This is a genomic window from Devosia sp. 1635, assembly GCF_013185955.1.
Lineage (GTDB): Bacteria > Pseudomonadota > Alphaproteobacteria > Rhizobiales > Devosiaceae > Devosia.
The window spans coordinates 875,746-892,059 of record NZ_JABAOM010000002.1 but is presented as its reverse complement, the minus strand read 5'-3'; the positions used below and the strand labels follow the sequence as shown (position 1 = coordinate 892,059).

At 60.0% G+C, this 16,314-nt stretch carries 11 protein-coding genes; 3 read left to right on the top strand and 8 right to left on the bottom strand.

Features of this window, described 5'->3' with window-relative positions; genetic code table 11:
- Nucleotides 1–376: 376 nt before the first annotated feature.
- Complete coding sequence (locus HRU92_RS11125; RefSeq protein ID WP_173088160.1) at nucleotides 377–2,536, bottom strand: Ig-like domain-containing protein; 2,160 nt, start codon at nucleotides 2,534–2,536, stop codon at nucleotides 377–379.
- 331 nt (nucleotides 2,537–2,867) lie between these two features.
- On the opposite strand from HRU92_RS11125, the gene HRU92_RS11120 reads away from it, so the two are divergent.
- The gene (locus HRU92_RS11120; RefSeq protein ID WP_173088158.1) at nucleotides 2,868–3,683 is read left to right on the top strand and encodes a SapC family protein; all 816 of its coding nucleotides are present in this window, start codon (nucleotides 2,868–2,870) and stop codon (nucleotides 3,681–3,683) included.
- 68 nt (nucleotides 3,684–3,751) lie between these two features.
- The gene (locus HRU92_RS11115; RefSeq protein ID WP_173088156.1) at nucleotides 3,752–4,909 is read left to right on the top strand and encodes a glycosyltransferase family 1 protein; all 1,158 of its coding nucleotides are present in this window, start codon (nucleotides 3,752–3,754) and stop codon (nucleotides 4,907–4,909) included.
- Between the two features lie 6 nt (nucleotides 4,910–4,915).
- On the opposite strand, the gene HRU92_RS11110 is transcribed toward HRU92_RS11115, so the two are convergent.
- From HRU92_RS11110 to HRU92_RS11100, 3 genes are all read right to left on the bottom strand, one after another.
- Nucleotides 4,916–6,334, bottom strand: coding sequence for a hypothetical protein (locus HRU92_RS11110; RefSeq protein WP_172124332.1), 1,419 nt, complete (start codon nucleotides 6,332–6,334; stop codon nucleotides 4,916–4,918).
- 166 nt (nucleotides 6,335–6,500) lie between these two features.
- Complete coding sequence (locus HRU92_RS11105) at nucleotides 6,501–7,838, bottom strand: HlyD family type I secretion periplasmic adaptor subunit (RefSeq protein ID WP_173088154.1); 1,338 nt, start codon at nucleotides 7,836–7,838, stop codon at nucleotides 6,501–6,503.
- Between the two features lie 66 nt (nucleotides 7,839–7,904).
- On the bottom strand, nucleotides 7,905–9,623 hold the full coding sequence (locus HRU92_RS11100; RefSeq protein ID WP_172124328.1) for a type I secretion system permease/ATPase: 1,719 nt from the start codon (nucleotides 9,621–9,623) through the stop codon (nucleotides 7,905–7,907).
- Nucleotides 9,624–10,308: 685 nt separating this feature from the next.
- Between HRU92_RS11100 and HRU92_RS11095 the strand changes: the two genes are divergently transcribed.
- A complete protein-coding gene (locus HRU92_RS11095; RefSeq protein ID WP_173088152.1) occupies nucleotides 10,309–11,379 on the top strand; it encodes a DUF4214 domain-containing protein in 1,071 nt (356 codons plus the stop codon).
- A gap of 87 nt (nucleotides 11,380–11,466) precedes the next feature.
- Here HRU92_RS11095 and HRU92_RS11090 read toward each other — a convergent pair whose 3' ends face one another.
- From HRU92_RS11090 to HRU92_RS11075, 4 genes are all read right to left on the bottom strand, one after another.
- On the bottom strand, nucleotides 11,467–12,708 hold the full coding sequence (locus HRU92_RS11090) for an O-antigen ligase family protein (protein ID WP_172124324.1): 1,242 nt from the start codon (nucleotides 12,706–12,708) through the stop codon (nucleotides 11,467–11,469).
- Between the two features lie 171 nt (nucleotides 12,709–12,879).
- Nucleotides 12,880–13,914, bottom strand: coding sequence for a glycosyltransferase family 4 protein (locus tag HRU92_RS11085; protein WP_173088150.1), 1,035 nt, complete (start codon nucleotides 13,912–13,914; stop codon nucleotides 12,880–12,882).
- Nucleotides 13,915–14,010: 96 nt separating this feature from the next.
- Nucleotides 14,011–14,937 carry an NAD-dependent epimerase/dehydratase family protein gene (locus tag HRU92_RS11080; RefSeq protein WP_172124320.1) on the bottom strand — a complete coding sequence of 309 codons (927 nt, stop codon included), beginning with the start codon at nucleotides 14,935–14,937 and terminating at the stop codon, nucleotides 14,011–14,013.
- Nucleotides 14,934–16,040: a glycosyltransferase gene (locus HRU92_RS11075; RefSeq protein WP_172124318.1), complete on the bottom strand. Its 1,107-nt coding sequence runs from the start codon at nucleotides 16,038–16,040 to the stop codon at nucleotides 14,934–14,936. The genes HRU92_RS11080 and HRU92_RS11075 overlap by 4 nt, the downstream gene beginning before the upstream one ends.
- Between the last annotated feature and the right edge of the window lie 274 nt (nucleotides 16,041–16,314).

Here is a 16,314-nt window from a genome sequence, read left to right as displayed (position 1 = left end):
GCCGTCGAGAGACGGCGGGGTTTTTGTTTGTCGTCCTACCAGCAAGAATGGTCCAGGATGACGTGCAACATTCTCACCGGGCATCTGACTGCAATCCGTGCGCTCATCTTCGCAAGCCTTTAGCCCAAGGGCGCACCCTAGACCGCGTGCGCCGGATGGCGGCCCGCGTGCGGCTTTACGCGTCAGCGGGCTCCGGGCATATGCATAGAATTTACCGAGGCTCCTACTATTTGGGGCCTTGTCAAAACGCGTCGGTGCCTCCCTACACTGGAGCTAAAAACCGGACATGAAAAAGCCCGATGCGAACACCGGGCTTTCTGGCCACCATTCAGGGGGTGGATTAGTGGTCCCGCTTAGTGCGGGGTTGTTAGTTGAACTACGCCTCTTCCATACCCACTGTAGATGGGCCGAAGAAGCCCACGCCAGCGTGGTTCAGGCCGATGATGTGGATTTGGCCGTCTCCCGCGTCGAGATCACCATTGCCGTTGGCATCGAAATAAACGTTGAACTCATCCCCGCCCAGGTCGTCGTAGACGACTAGGGTTTGCTGCCCGTCTGCAGGTTCGAACCACGATGGCGCGTTTGGATCGCGCTTATACAGATCACCGGTTTCATACACGAAGAAATCCTGCACAGGCCCGGCTGGCCTTGCACCCGGATTGTCATACTCGATAGCGAACGCGCCCACAGCTGGATCAGCTGCTATCGCATTAGCAGCACCACGGAAGTCTTCACCGCTGATAAAGATGTGCAGAGGGATCGATTCCTGGCCGGTTCCTGCTCGGAAGTCGAACGTGGTCACATCGCGCTGGAAGCCTGAGTGGTCAGTGTCGGTAAATTCGAAGTCGATGTGCTCGCCTTCAGCCGCGATATAGGTGTCGCCACCCAACGAACTGAAGATCGTGTTTATTGCTTCAGCAGTATTCCCATAGGGCGCGTAGATTACATCCGCGAAGTCGCTGCCGGTGATCGTGCTGCCATCTGTGATACGCGCCTGGATAGCTACGTTACTACCAAACGAGTTGCTGTCGATGATGTCCGACAAGCCGTATGTTCCAGCTTCGCGCAACGAGACACGGATGTCTCTGCCAGCATCATCGAAGGTATTGCCACTCACTTCAGTGCCAGTTTCAACGATCACAGACTCGCCGTTGCCTTCGAACGTGTTCTCGGTAACGGAACTCTCCTCACCAGGGTTCACGTAAACGCCCGCACTATAACCAGAGACGTTGTTGTGATGGATGTTCGCGCCGATTACGTCGTTTGCAACAACGACACCAGTCGCAGCATCTTCGTCGCTGGAAGAAAGAGTAAGGTCGCTGACTTCTACGTCGTTGGCGTGCACCAACACGGTCGCACCTTCGTTCGGACCGTCCGATGGACCTTCAAGCGTACCGTCGATGGTAAAGCCACGAAGCGCCGAACCTTCACCAGTGATGTAAACACCGCCATTGAGCGTCTGGTCGTAACCGTTGACCGTGAGGCCAGCAACATTCAGATTGATGTCGCCGTCGAAGGAGCCGCTGTCACTGTTGGTATTGATGCGGTAACCGACGGCTCCACCTTCAATCTCCCCAGCGTAATCGATCACGTCCTGAAGGTCGTTGGAAGAGTAAACGAACTCACCATTGGCATCGAAAAGCACGACATCATCTTCGGTAACCGCCAGACCGACGCTAGCGCCTTCACCTGGATTGCCGACACGATCGAAATAGCTGCCGTCTTCTACCGAAATTGTAGCGCCGGCTCCATCATCACCTGGAACGAACGTCGCGGTGTAGGTCGTAGCCGTGGTCCGCAGGAAATTGGTGATGGTCCCGTTCTCGACCACCACATCCTCTGCGGTGAACCCGACCACGGCTTCGGTAAACGTGAATGTCACCTCGGTTTCGCCATTGGGAGCGACAGAAAAGCCATTCGTCTCAATAGTGAGTTCAGGCGCGGTCGTGTCGCCGCCGTTGTTTCCACCGCCACCGCCGCCACCACCGCCGGGGGGATTGTTTGGACCTTCAGGCTCTTCACCTTCGGGCGTCAGTAGTCGCTCGATGGCAGCATCGACTTCTTCCTGGGTGGCGCGATCGCTGGCATCGACGCTGTCGATGAACTCGCGGCCGATTTCTTCAGCCGTGTTGCCGGCGTAAGCATTTTCTTCCACCGCCAGATCAAGGCTGTCGGTGAACATGTCGGCAGCATCGATCTTGGCATCGAGCGTCAGCAGGTCCGCACCCTGGGTGCCGTCAAGAATGTTGATGGCGATGGTTTCGATGCTCTGCTCGCCGCTTTCCAGCAGCGCCAGGTAATGCGCGAGACCTTCCGGGTCCGCATCACGGTCGAACAGCTGCTGATAAATTGCATTGATGACCTGGGTCGGCGTCTTGCCGGCAACCAGATCTTCGTATTCGTCGGCGGCGGTGAGCCGGCCGATCAGGAACGACAAATCGGTGCCGCCCTTGGTTTGTGCAGTCCAGTAATCCAGACCTTCCGGATCTGCTGGACGCCCGAACAGCGCGATGTAAATACCCTGAATGCTCGCCATGATTGTTTCCTTAGCCCTGTGAACTTCTTTGGTCGGAGATCAGGTGGCTTTGCCCATCTCCTCCCCCGGAGTGGATAAGGGACTCAACTCATCGGGTTAATCAATAGTTAAGGTTTACTTCTGGTTAACACTTGGGCTTGATTTGCGGTTTGCCGGTTGCAAGCCAGTTTCGACGGCGAAGACACGTTTTCGTGAGCAATGTAACGGGCTGTACTTGTGGGCATCTGATTGGACGTCGCGGGGTTTTGGGTATCGGGCCGCCCTTGGCTTTGTTAAGTATCCCGGCAAGGCTTGGGGGGCATGCCTCCATCCAACACAGCAGGGATTTGCCATGACTGCAGCGCAACACCAGCCATCCATTGTCGCGATCAGCCGCGAGCGTCACGCCGGCAAGGGCTGGCAGGCGCCGGCATCCTTTGATTTCGCCAAAACCAACCATCTGGTGCAGATTTCGGCGGCGGAAATCGCCCACGCCGCCCGCTCCATGCCGCTGGCCTTTGTGCAAAGCGGCGACAGGCTGGTGCTGGTGGCCATGCTCAGCCTGTTGCCGGGGAATAATCTCTTTGTGGGGCCGGGCGGCAAATGGCTGGGACCCTATATTCCCGCCGCCCTGCGCGCCTTCCCCTTTATCCTCGCCAATAGCGGGGCAGGGGCGGCCGAACAGTTCACCCTCGCCTTTGACGAGGCGAGCGGGCTGCTCAGCGACGAGGGTACGCCGTTTTTCGCCGAGGATGGAGTGACGCCCCATGCGCGCACCAGCGAAATGCTGCAGTTTCTGGTGCAGGTTCGGCGCGGCAATGATGCTGTCAGCACAGCCGTCGCAGCGCTGCAGGCGGCCGAAGTGCTCGAGCCATGGCCGATCAACCTCAAGGATGGCGAAACCACCCGCGCGGTCCAAGGCATCAGCCGGATCAATGAAGCGGCCTTGAACAAGCTTTCCGACGACGCGTTCCTGGCGCTGCGCCGTGCCGGCGCCTTGCCGGTGGCTTATGCGCAGCTGATGGCGGTGCAGAACCTTTCGGTGCTGCAGCGGCTGGCGCAGGCGCAGGGTGCGGCTCGCCAGACACCGCGCGTTGATGCCTCAAAGCTCTTTTCACCGGCGATGGAAGACGAGAAATTTGACTGGGAGTCGCTTCTGAAGGATTAAGAGCCCTCGCCGGGATCGCGCTTCGGCGCGCAGCCTAGCCCGCAACTGCCCGGTGCCTTGGAGTACACATGAGGGTTATCCTCGCTATCGATCCGGTCCGCTTTCCGCTCACCGGCATTGGCCGCTATACCTATGAGCTGGCAGGGGCCCTAGCGGCCAACCCGCAGGTGGAGCAGCTGCGCTATTTCTCCGGCCTGTCGTTCCGCGATGGCCTGCCCAACGAGGGGGAAGTGGGCGTGCCCGGCATGGCGGCGCGGCTGCGGCCGCTCAAAACCCTTATTGCCCGCAGCGAAACCATGATGGATCTGCATCAAGCCGTGTCGCATTGGCGGCGCGGGCGGGCGCTCAAGGATGCGGGGGATGCGGTGTTTCACGGCCCCAATTTTTACCTGCCGCCCTTTGCCGGCCCGAGTGTCGTAACGATCCACGATCTTTCCGTGTTCAAGTGGCCGCAATTTCATCCGCCCGAGCGCGTCCGGTTCATGGAGCGAGAGGTTGCGCTGGCGCTAAAACGCGCGAGCGTTTTGATCACGGTGTCCAAGGCGGCGGGTGAGGAGCTGGCCAGCTATTTCAACTGGCCGTCCGAGCGCATCCATGCCACGCCGCTGGCCAGTTCCCCGGAGTTCCGCCCGCGAACGGCCGCGGAAACCAGCGCAAGCTTGCAGTCGCTGGGGCTCCAGCATGGCGGCTATTCGCTTTTTGTAGGGACGATCGAACCGCGCAAGAATATTGCCGGCCTGCTGGACGCCTATGGCCGGCTGAGCCTTGAGCTGCGCCGGCGCTATCCGCTGGTCCTGGTGGGATTTAGCGGCTGGCAGAACGAGGCCATCATGGAAAAACTGCGCGCGGCCGAAGCCGAGGGCTGGGCACGCTATCTCGGTTTTGCCGAGAAATCGCAGCTGCCCGACCTGTTTGCCGGCGCCAGGGCGTTCTTGTTCCCCTCGTTCTACGAGGGGTTCGGGCTGCCGGTGCTGGAAGCCATGGCCTCGGGGGTTCCCGTCGTGACCTCAACCAGCAGTTCGCTCCCAGAGGTCGCGGGCGGCGCCGCTATCCTGGTGGAGCCCAACGATGTCGCAGCAATGACAGAAGGTTTCGCCCAGGCGCTGGATGACGAGGCGTGGCGAGATGGGGCGTCACGCATGGGACTGGAAAACGCGGCACAATTCAGCTGGGAGAATTGTGCCGCCGAGACGATCGTGGCTTACAGGAAAGCCCTTGGGTTATAAGGCAGCTCAGGCAACCAGTTGAGTGCCGGACAGCAACCCGGTTATGTCGTCGAGTAGCTCGATCTGGCCCACCAGGGAGATCGAGCTTCCGTCGTCCATTGTATTGTTCCAAATCCCGAGCAGTTCCGGGTTGCCGTAATCGACGTCGAGTTGCTCCACGCGCAGGACGCTGCCCTGCTCCTCGAGTTCGTATCCGCCCAAGCCCGTTATCATGTGGCGCAGCACGCTCATCAACTGCTCGCCAGTTAATGCCGTGTCGGCCGAAAACCCATAGGCAGCGGGCGCTGCTGATTCCGGGGGGAGCGCGCCAGCACGAGAGAGCTCTCCCTCGTCGGATACCACAATGCCGGAAGCCAGATCTGTACGAGTGAAGCCCGTCCAATCAAAGACGGCGAGTTCACCGAGCACTTTCAGGGACAAAGATGCCGGCGAGGCGGGGGCCTTTTCCGGCTCCGGCGCAGGCTCCGCGGCGACCGCCTGGGTGACGACGATCGGCGCGCTCTGGACCTCCGCCTTCGGCTCCGTGCGCGTCTGCCCTACGGCTGCAAACTGGAACACCACCTGATCGGTGTGGGCGGAGTGGCTTTCGGCAACCTCAAGAAGCGCGTCACCTTTTCCGACGACTGGCGCAATCAGGACCGGAAGTTTAACCAATAGCGGCGGAGTTGTTGAAGCCGTTTCAATCGATGAGTCCTCGACCTGCTGGCGGTCTTCAGCGACGCTTTCCTGGGCGGCGAGGAGTTTGCCCGGGGCTTGCTGCTCAACCTGGAACAGCATCAATTCCGGAGCAGCTTCGAATTCAGGGGCGTGCGCGTCGCTCGAAAGCAGATCGCTGGCCAGGATCACACTGGCAAGAGCTGCCACCGCCACCGGATTGTCAGCGCCTTCGAAGATGCGAACCAGCGCGGCTTGCGCGCGTGGAGGCAAACCCGATTCCTTGCGAAGTTGGGCTTCGTGTGCCCCACCGGCTACATCATCCCGAGCCAAAGCAGCACTCGTGCTGTCGAGCTTGAACAACAGGAACACAGCCGATATCGACATGATGATCCTGGATGCAGGGTGAGTGACGATGTTAGACGAGCGATCTGCACGCAGGCTGAAGCTATTGCGGATCGCTTCTTCGAACCGGTCGACCAAGAGATCAATGCGGGGCGCCCTGATCTTGATGGACAGGTGATCACTGACCAGCAGACAGGTGCCATCTATCCGGGCGATATGCAAGAAGACCTCCTGCGTAGTGGCATCGTAAAACACCAGCCACGGCTCGGCTTCGTCCGACAAGCCACGGTCCATACCAATCGCCGCGCCACTTTCGACGAGCAGGCGATGGGCCCGGAAAAAGTCGGCCATCTCCTGATTGGTCCAATCAGGGATAATCCTGCGCGGCTTCTCGCTGGAAAACTTTGCGAAGGACAAGATGCTCATACGCGATCGCGATCCTTTGTGACGCAGCCTAGGCGAGAGAACTCACCTGACGCTCGCCATGGGCTGAAAAGCAACCGGCGAGTTCAGGCAGGCCGAAAACTTGCCCGCAGGTGAGGGTACAACGAGTAGCAACTAGAGACAATGCTGCCGAGCAGAATAACAGTGCTTATTGCTCGCGCATGCCCTTCGAGAACGAGTCCTGCAGCGGCTTGATCAAGTATTGTACCATGGTCCGCTCGCCCGTGGCGATGATCACGTCGGCAGGCATGCCGGGGACGAGGCGACCCTTGATCTCGTCGGGCACGTTCTCGTCCGCCACCCGAACGCGTCCGATATAGTAGGGCTCGGTGCGCCCGTCCTTGGGGTCGAACACGTCTTGCGACACCACCTGTACCTCACCAAAAATTACCGGCGTGGTGCGGCTCTGGAAGGCAGGGAACTTCACTTCAGCCGTGCTGCCGACCGACACGCTGTCAATGTCCAGTGGCCGGATACGGGCGCTGATGATCAGATCATCATCGAGCGGGATAATATCCATGATTGGCTCCGCGCTGCGGATGACGCCCTGGGTCGTATGCACCATGATGCCCTGGACCATGCCGCGCACTGGAGCACGAACAATGGTGCGGTCGAGCACGTCCTTGGCAACTATGAAGCGCTCGGACACCTCGTTGAGCTGGTCGCGGACGTCGCGCAACTCATTGCCAGCACGTTCCACAAACTCCTGGCGCAGCTGGAGGATCTGCAGTTCGGTTTCGGCGACACTCTGCTTAATCTTGGCGATCTCAGCGACGAGGCGGCCATAGTTTCCCTGCAGTTCCAAGCTCTGCCGGGTTAGCTGGGAAAGCTGGTTAGTAGAGATAACGCCACTTTCCTGTCCCGTGGTCAGCCGCCGCACTTCGTCCTCGATGGAAGTTCTCTGCGCGTCCGTCGCCTGCAACTGCACGGCAAGGCCCTCGACCTCCTCGTTGAGTTGGTCTTTGCGCACGCGCAGAATGCCGATCTGGCCGTCCTTTGTTGCCTTGCGGTCGTTGAAAAGTGTGCGTTGCATTTCAAGCGCAGCGAGTTCTTCGGGATTGTCGCTGGCAAGAAGTTCAGGTGGAAACGCCACTTCAGCTGCATCAAGACTTTCAGCCATGAGGCGCGCCTCGGTCGCCTGCAGGATAGTTTGGCGCGTCTGCATCACGGCGAAGTTGCCCTGAGCTTGGGTGGGATCCAAGACTACAAGAGGCTGGCCAGCATCAACAACATCCCCTTCACGGACCAAGATCTCTTTGACGATGCCGCCCTCTAGGTGCTGGATCGACTTGCGATTTGATTCCACAGAAACCGTGCCCGACGCAACGACGCCGCTCGCCAGAGAGGCTGTTGCCGCCCAGGTTCCGAAAACGCCAAAAGCCAGGATGATCGTGGCGTAGCCCGCCAGGATGTAAGGACGCGGTGAAAACTCGTCCGCTTTGCGCTTAGGTAAAATACCCGCGGTCTTGATGCTTAGATCGGTCATATGTCCCGTTCCTGATATTCGCGCGCGCAAGCTGCGATCTGATGGCCGCGCAAAAGGGGTGACTTTCTAGCTTGCTGCAGACACTTGAGCAATTTGGGCCGCTTCCTTGCGGGCAGCAACGGCGGGTTTGGGCTGCAAGACTTCGCGCGTTGGGCCGAATGCGCGCATGCGTCCGTCGGCCATGATCAGGGTCTTGTCTGACAAAGCCAGCAACCCAGTCTTGTGACTGACAAAAACAACCGTGCGGCGACGTTCCTTTAGATCCTTTAGCGCCCGCACCAGTGCGGCTTCCCCCTCACCATCAAGATTGGCATTGGGTTCGTCCAGAACGATGAAAGCTGGGTCGCCGAACAAGGCCCGAGCGAGTCCGACGCGCTGGCGCTGGCCGCCTGATAGCTGTCCGCCACCAACGCCAATCTGAGTTTCGTAGCCCTCTGGAAGCGACTGGATCAAGTCGTGAACACCGGCGCGTTGTGCTGCCAGGACGATTGCCTCGGGATCGGTTTCGCGGAAACGCGCAATGTTTTCCGCGATCGTGCCGGCAAAGAGTTCAACCGACTGAGGCAGGTAGCCCATGTAATTGCCCAGCTCACTGCGGTTCCAGTGATCAAGCTCGGATCCATCGATCCGAACTGCACCGGCAAGTGGCGACCAAATGCCGACCAAAGCCCGAACGAGGCTGGACTTCCCTGCGCCACTTGGCCCGACCAGAGCCAGGGTTTCACCGGGCTCGAGCTGGAAGGTGACCCCTTGTACGATCGGCATGCGCGAGCCGGGAGCAGCTATGGCTACGCCCTCGGCCGAGATGCGCCCGAGGGGGCGTGGCAGCTGCAGACGTTGCTCTTCACCAGGCAGGTTCTCGAACAGTTGCTTGAGGCGAGCATAAGCCTGCCGCGCGCCGATAACCTGTTTCCACTGCCCGACAACTTGATCAACCGGGGCGAGAGCGCGGCCCATCATGATGGAAGCAGCGATCATCACGCCCGGTGAGATCTGCCCCTCAAGGGCGAGATAAGCTCCCGTTCCGAGGATTGCGACCTGCAGTCCCATGCGGACGAATTTAGAGGCGGAAAGGAGAACGCCGGCTCGATCGCTCGCGCCTGCCTGAAGTTCGAGCATCTTGCGATGCATTTCGGCCCAACGGTGGCGAAGGCTGTCTTCCATGCCCAGGGCGCGAATCACTTCCACGTTCTGCAAGGTGGTGTTGGCGAAGTGCTGCGCTGCCTGAGAGTGCGTATTCGCTTCACCCAAGGACTTGCGGGTGACGACTTCGTTGAGCAGCGCAAGCACGAAAATAATGACGGCGCCAGACGTGGCCACCCACCCGACCAGGGGGTGGAAAACAAAGCAGACGACCAGGAATACTGGCACCCAAGGGACGTCGCAGATGGCGATCAGGCCTGATCCGGTGAAAAACTCGCGCAGCCGGTCGATGTCGCCCAAAGCGAAATGGGCCTTGGCTTGTGGTTGGGTAATGGTGCTGGTGACCACGCGATTGAACAGCGGGTTGGCGAGAGTGTCATCGAATCGCATTCCGGCCCGCACCAATACGCGCGAGCGCAGCCATTCCATCACACCATAGATCGCCAGCATGAACACAGCGATGAAGGTCAGCACCAGAAGCGTCATTTCGCTTCGGCTTTGCAGCACCCGGTCATAGACCTGCAACATATAGAGCGGGCCCACAAACATCAGCGCATTGATCGCCGCGCTAAAGACGACAGTCGAGAAGAGTACGGAGCGGTACGTCTTGAGCGCGTCAGAAAAGACGTTCTTATTCTTCATTGCGGGCCTTCGTGGTGCTCAGTGGTATGAGCAGGTCGGTCTGATCAGTCGATGCAAGTTAATGCATTCATCCCAGCGGGTAGAGCCTAGCAGTCAACTTTCAATAAAGTCTTGGTACGCGGCTGTGAGGCGGCTTTAGCATAAAAGGCCGTGTGCTTGCTAGCACGACAGATGCTGGGGGAACTTGGCGGCGGTATGACAAAAATAAGATCAACTACCAACAAGCATGAAGAGCAAGCCTGCTGTTATCGGCACAAAGACGCCCGCTGCGCTCGCGAGAAAGTGAGTCAATCGGCAGGAGCGTCCGGGTATCCACCGTTGGGCTAGCTCCAGCGCTCCGGCAAGGCCGAGCATTGCGGCTCCCGCAACCAGCACCTGCATTGGGCCAGGCAGGAAGGGAAGCAGAGTGGCGGCGCTAACGGCGTAGGCGAGGCCATGCTCGATGTGTCCATCAAGCCCGCTACGCGGGCGGTATTGACCGGGAACGAGGGAGCCGTAAAGAACCGCGCCGAGCGCAAGCAGGCAAATAGCGACAACGATGAAGGTCATGGGGGACGTAACAACAGGCTGAGGTGCGCCCCGTCAAGGGCTTTGCCCATCATACAAGCTAGGCCAGTTCATGCTGGGTTCATTGCAGAAGCGTAGCTTGCTGGCGGTGCGATCAAACACAGCAGGGGACCCGTGCATGGCTACCGAAATCCGTTCTTTCTCGCGAGTGACTCCAAACAGCCCCAGCCAGATCATCTTTGAAGATCTGGGTTTTGGTGGCAATACCCAGGATCAGATCATCATCCAGACGGACCGGGTGGGCGCATTCACCCTGACCATCAATGACGACGCGCCCACCAATGGCGGAAATTACGCAGCCGCCTTCCTGATCACCATTGCTGGCGAAACCACTGCGCCACAGCAGTTTGTTTATGTCGATTTCACCAGCTTCAACTTCCAGCCGGCGGCCAGGGAACTTGCGGAGTATTATTCGAAACTCGGTTACGTCATTTATGACGAGCACACGTCCTTCCAGGCCGCGGTCCATGCCGATCCCGGTGAGCAATTTGTGGTGACTATCTCGGGCACCTTGCACGATGATGCCCAGCAGTTTCGCGGCGGTGCGGCCCATCCGATCAGCTACACGGCGCAAATCAGCGATGCCATGCCTGTGGCCAGTGGCATCACCTTCGGCACCGATTTTCGCGATCAGGTGAATTTCGCGAACGTGGGCGACTTCTTTGACGGGCGTGGCGATCTGGACGTGATCCGATTCCAGAACACGGCAGGTAGTTACAACGTTGATGTGCTCGGCGAGGGCCGGGCGGTGGTCAATGGAGTTGACTTGATCAATACCGAACGGCTGGAGTTTGCGGATTACACCCTGGCTTTGGATTTGGACGGCACGGCGGGGCAGGTGTACCGGCTGTACCAGGCCGCTTTTGATCGGCAGCCCGATTTCGATGGGCTCTCGAACAATGTCGGATTTGTCGACGATGGCATGGGCATGCGCACCCTGGCGCAACATTTTGCTGCGTCCCCGGAGTTCCGCTGGCTCTACGGCGAAAACTCGTCGAACAGCACCTTCATCAATGCGGTTTATGAGAACGTGCTGGATCGCGCTCCCGATGGCGGCGGCTGGCAGTACTGGAACGGGCAGCTGGAAGCGGGCATGAGCCGGGGTGAGGTGTTGCTGCGCTTTTCCGACAGTGCGGAAAACGTGGCCTTGGTCGCCCCCAATATCGAGAGCGGCATCTGGCTGGCGTGATTGGGCTGCCGGGCGGCCTCCCAGAACTTCCAGCGCTCCACAGATGAGCGCTGGTCGGGCTTCCCGGAACCCAGGCGAGATTCGCCCCTAGGATGTTGCGAGCGGAACCGCTCGCTCGTCCTTGCAGAAGCTGAGGAGGGTGGCGGTGCACATGGCGCCGAAGGCGAGGAGGAGTTCGGCGGCGAAGGCGGAGCCGAAGAGGCCGTAGACGGCATAGCAGACGGTGACGACCCAGCCGCCATAGCAGCGTGCATGGTATTGGCTGTCGCGCACCGACTTCCAGGTCGAGACGATCGGGATCAGCAGATAAAGGCCATAGGAGACGAGGCCGAAGATGCCCGCGAGGGCCGCGAAATTGATGTAGTCGTTGTGCAGGTGCGACCAGCCCGCCACTTCGGCAGCGATCCCGGGTTCCATGAAGGGGCGCGCGGCTTCGACGTGATGGCGCGAGCCATAGCCAAAGATGGGGGCATCGAGGAAGGCCATGATGCCCCCGCGATAGAGTTCGAGCCGGATGGCGACGGAATGGTCGATGGCCGCGCCTTCGGTGAGGAAGTGCTGGACCGACTCGATGGCGGAAAAGGCGCGCACGGTCGCGCCCAGCTGCAGCAGAATGGCGGTGCCCGCCAAAACGCCGACAAGGCTGGTGAGCAACAGCACCAGCCGACCGCGCTTGCTAAGCTGGATGCCGACGCAAACGGCAAAGACGACGCACAGGACCAGGACGATCAGCATCACGGCGCGGGTCTCCGCCAGAATGGCTGCATAGGTCCCGAGCACAGGGCCAAGGCAGAAGAGGTAGCGGCGGCGGTCCTTGAGCGCCAGGAAGCCCATGAGGGACAAAAAGCCCAGCATCACCGAGGCCATAGCGAAGGGATTAGTGGTGTTGATGAAGCCCACGACCCGATCATGGCCCAGGGCGAACTTCTCGTAGGATGCCACGGCGGCTGCAATGGCGGCGCCGATCAGCGCCAAAGTGGCGACGCGGGCAGTGTTGGAGGGTTTGGAGCCGCCATCGAGCAGGCCCAGGGCCGGGACGAACAGCAGGTAGGGAACGAAGTTTCCCAAATTATCGAAGTTGCTCCAGCCCCCCTTCGCGAAAATGTAGGCGATGGCGATGCAGAGAAAGGCGGCAACATAGCCATAGCTTTCCCGGCGATTCATGGCGGCGCGGGCCATGGGCTCTGCGATCAGGAAGGGGAGGGCAACCAGCAGGGCTAGGAGATAAAGATAGGGAGACGCATTGCCGATCAGATTGGCAAGGACGAAAAGCGCCACAAGGAAAGTCCATCTGGCGATCCCGAGGACGGCGGTTGCTGGGACGGACATGCACGCTCCGGACTTGCTGATAATGCGGTGGCTGGGTGGACCGAGGATGGCTGTACGCTAACGCGGTCCTTTGGGCAAAGGGCGGCTCGCTTGAGGATATTGAGTCCGGGCCGACAAGCCTAGCTGCGCTGATGGATCCGCCACGGGGGGCGCATGAAGGCTGCGGTTGATCTACTCAGTTGCCCCTGCCGGGGTTTCCGTGCGGGCTCCCGCATTGCACAGCCAGGCGCCCAGCACCAAGGGAAGGTAAGCGGTCAGTGTTAACTGCCATTGCCAAGGAGGGAACCACTCTGCGGCGGCGGCGAGTGGCGTCAACCAGCCTATGGTGATGATGCAATAGGCCGTGGTAACCCGCGCATGGCCATAGCGGCGCGCCAGTTGCTGGTATGCGTGGCGGCGATGCGCTTGCCAAGGCCGTTCGCCTCTGGACAGCCTTCGCAAAAGGGTAACAGTGGCATCGCTGACGAAAACTGCTGGCAGGATGAGCCAGCAGTTGTACCCCAATTCGCCCGCCGAGATGGAGAGAAGAGCCAGCGCCATCACGGTCAATGCCAAGGCATTAGAGCCGGAGTCGCCCATGAAAATCCGTGCGGGCGGCCAGTTCCGGAGGAGAAAGCCCAGGCTGGCAGCGGCCGCTGAGCAGCCGAGCCAAAAGGTCGGTTGGCTGATCGCCTCGGGCTTCCCCAGGCTCCAGACGAGCATCGCCCCCAGGATAACAAGGACGGCTTGGCTGGCGGCGATGCCGTCGATGCCATCCATGAAATTGAAAAGGTTGATCCACCAGAGCCCAACCAACAGCAGGAGCAGCAGCAGGATAGGACCGGCCAGCCAGTCGGGGCCCGGCGAGGGCAACGGTCCGGCGGCCCAAAGCAGGGCAACCAGGATCACGGCCTGGGCGGCGAAGCGCAGACGAGCCGAGAGGTCCTTGAGATCATCCGCAAAGCCCAAGAGGGCAATCGCGGCGATGCAGGCGGCAATGCACAAAAGGCGCGGGCTGCCCACGGGGCTCAACGCAATTGCGGCGGCCACGATAGTCACGGCAACGGCCAGCCCGCCACCACGCGCCGTTGGCTTGGTATGGGATGAGCGATGATTGGGTGCCTGGACGAGACCTAGGCGTTGCGCATGACGCTCTAGCCAGATGGTGAGCAGGACCGAGATAATCCCGGCTGATAACGCGATGCTGGGCAGGAGGAGTGGTGGCAAAACGTATGACTCGGTGTTTCTGAACTGCTGTTGCCAGAGCCTCAAAATCAAGTCAGGCTCTTCTGGGTCATAGCCGACTTCCGGTGGGGTTTCGCGTCACCTCCGGGAAGCAAAATTGTAAGCTGCGGTGCGAATGCCATCTTGCACAGTCACAGGCGGGTGCCAGTTCAGCGTTTCCCGGATGCTAGTGGTGTCGAGCAGCATTGTCTCGGACAGGCGATCGATTGGAGCGGCGAGGCCAAATTTGCGTGCTGCGCGCAGCAGCAGTGTTGGCACCGTAACCAACCGGCATGATTTGCCAAGGCCGTCGCAGATCAGGCGCAGCAGAGCAGGGGTTGAAAGGGGATCGGTATCGGCGATGTTGAACACCTTTCCTACCGCGACCGGGTGCTGAAGGCAGGTCAGGACCGCAGCGCCAAGGTTTTGCACTGCTAAGTAGCTGCGGCGGTTGTTGATGCCGCCAAATGGTAATGGGAAGCCCCGATCACACCAGTCAAGCATTTGCCGAAATCTTCCGCCGGCATCGGCGCCGTAGATGAGGGGAGGGCGAAGAGAAACGACCTTCAGGCCCGTTTGAATAGCGACCTCAGCAATCGCCTTTTCTGCGGCCAACTTGGATTGGCCGTAAGCGGTAACGGGGCGGGCGGTGTCCGTTTCACGGATGGCCGCGCCGTCACCCGGTCCGCTAGCGGCGATTGAGCTGATGAAGAGGAAGCGGGAAACGCCTGCCGTTGCCGCGGCCCGGGCCAGGGCGATGGTGCCTGCGGTGTTCACATCCGCGAACGCGCTGGCCTGCTCCGGTCCGATATGACCGAAGACATGGGCGCGAGCTCCCGCATGAACCACCGCGTCGCACCCGGCCAATGCGGCAGTCCAATCAGCGTCAGATGAGAGTTGGACTCTGAAATCCAGAGGAGTCTTGCTGGAATATCCGGCGGTTTTCACGTCGTGGCCGCTAGCGCGCAGCGCGTAGACAAGGTGCCTTCCTACGAACCCGCTGGCACCGGTGACTAGGATTTTCATGGTCCGCTCGCCTTGGCCGCAATGAGCTGACCATAAAGCGCCGCATATGATCTGCCCATCGCCTCGGCGGTGAAAAGTTCGACATACCGCTGGCGGGCGGCCTCGCCCATGCGCAATGCCAAGCCTGGGTCGCTAGCCAGGCGCTGCATCGCGTCGCCAAGAGCTGAGGCGTTGCCGGGCGGGACAGTCAAACCGGTAACCTTGTCCAGATTCACATAGCTCGTGCCTGTGCCCATTTCGCAGGAAATCATCGCTTTGCCAGCCTGAGCGGCCTCGAGAAGGGCGACGCCAAAGGCTTCCGAGCGCAAGTGGGACGGGAACGCGAAAACGCGGCAAAGCGACAGCAGGGCTTGCTTGTCAGCTTCATCGACCCGACCCAGAAGGGTTACATTACCGAGCCGCTCGCGCGCAACAATCGAGGGGTCGCCCCCGCCGGCAATAACGACGGGAAGACCGGTGGAGCGTGCCGCTTCTAGCAAAAAAGGCAGTCCCTTGTAGTATCTGAGCGCGCCGACAAACAGGAAGAAGCCTTCGCCGACGTGTTGTCGCATTGCCGCAATGCGGTTGAGATCGGGCGCAGGCGCTTCGGCTATCCCGATCGGTATCACCGACAGCTTGTCACGATATCGGGCCAGCACGGAACTGCTGGCCGCGTAATTGGGTGAGGTCGCCACGATGTGGTCAGCCGAACCCAGGAAGCGATCCATCAAGGGGCGGTAGAGGCGCAGAAGGTTTTTCTGTCGGACAACATCGGAATGATAGGTAATGACTGAAGGCTTTCGGACACGCGCCAGAAGATGCATCAAGTCCATCATCGGCCATGGAAAGTGGTAGTGAACGAGGTCTGCCTTCGCCACGAGCTTTTGGAACTTGGGCAGCAGCGAAAATGACAACCCGGTTGACCTCACATATAAGTCGAGCTTGGCCTGGTGAGCCCAGTGGTTGGCGATGCGGACTGGGTTCGGATCGGGATGAGCGCTGAGCGATAACACGTCCGTAGTCACGCCCAAGGGCGCGGTGCCTTCGGCTATTTGCCAAATTACCCGCTCGACGCCCGTGTAGCTGTCGGGAAGATAGACCTTGAAGAGATGAAGGACTCGCACTCGACTTCCTGAAGCAAGGTTTTGGGCATATCGGCAAGAACGTCGCCCGATGAGCGTAGCGAAAGCTCCGCCGGCGGATCAAAACTGCGCCTGCGCTTTTAGTTCTCGAAGAAGCAGCTAGTTGGCTTTCCCGGTCGGGTCCAGCGTTAGTTAACGCAACAGGAAGCTTGCGCGCCTTGGTCGCGGCAGCTTTCGGCCGATCTTGAGAGCGCTTGCAGCTAATGTTCCTCCTAATCGTTAAGCACGGGCGGGCATATACCTCCGCCGGCTGTTG

Bases quoted from the DNA above. Each gene is read 5' to 3' on its own strand.
- HRU92_RS11125 (WP_173088160.1), bottom strand. From the start codon at position 2,536: ATGGCGAGCATTCAGGGTATTTACATCGCGCTGTTCGGGCGTCCAGCA.
- HRU92_RS11120 (WP_173088158.1), top strand. From the start codon at position 2,868: ATGACTGCAGCGCAACACCAGCCATCCATTGTCGCGATCAGCCGCGAG.
- HRU92_RS11115 (WP_173088156.1), top strand. From the start codon at position 3,752: ATGAGGGTTATCCTCGCTATCGATCCGGTCCGCTTTCCGCTCACCGGC.
- HRU92_RS11110 (WP_172124332.1), bottom strand. From the start codon at position 6,334: ATGAGCATCTTGTCCTTCGCAAAGTTTTCCAGCGAGAAGCCGCGCAGG.
- HRU92_RS11105 (WP_173088154.1), bottom strand. From the start codon at position 7,838: ATGACCGATCTAAGCATCAAGACCGCGGGTATTTTACCTAAGCGCAAA.
- HRU92_RS11100 (WP_172124328.1), bottom strand. From the start codon at position 9,623: ATGAAGAATAAGAACGTCTTTTCTGACGCGCTCAAGACGTACCGCTCC.
- HRU92_RS11095 (WP_173088152.1), top strand. From the start codon at position 10,309: ATGGCTACCGAAATCCGTTCTTTCTCGCGAGTGACTCCAAACAGCCCC.
- HRU92_RS11090 (WP_172124324.1), bottom strand. From the start codon at position 12,708: ATGTCCGTCCCAGCAACCGCCGTCCTCGGGATCGCCAGATGGACTTTC.
- HRU92_RS11080 (WP_172124320.1), bottom strand. From the start codon at position 14,937: ATGAAAATCCTAGTCACCGGTGCCAGCGGGTTCGTAGGAAGGCACCTT.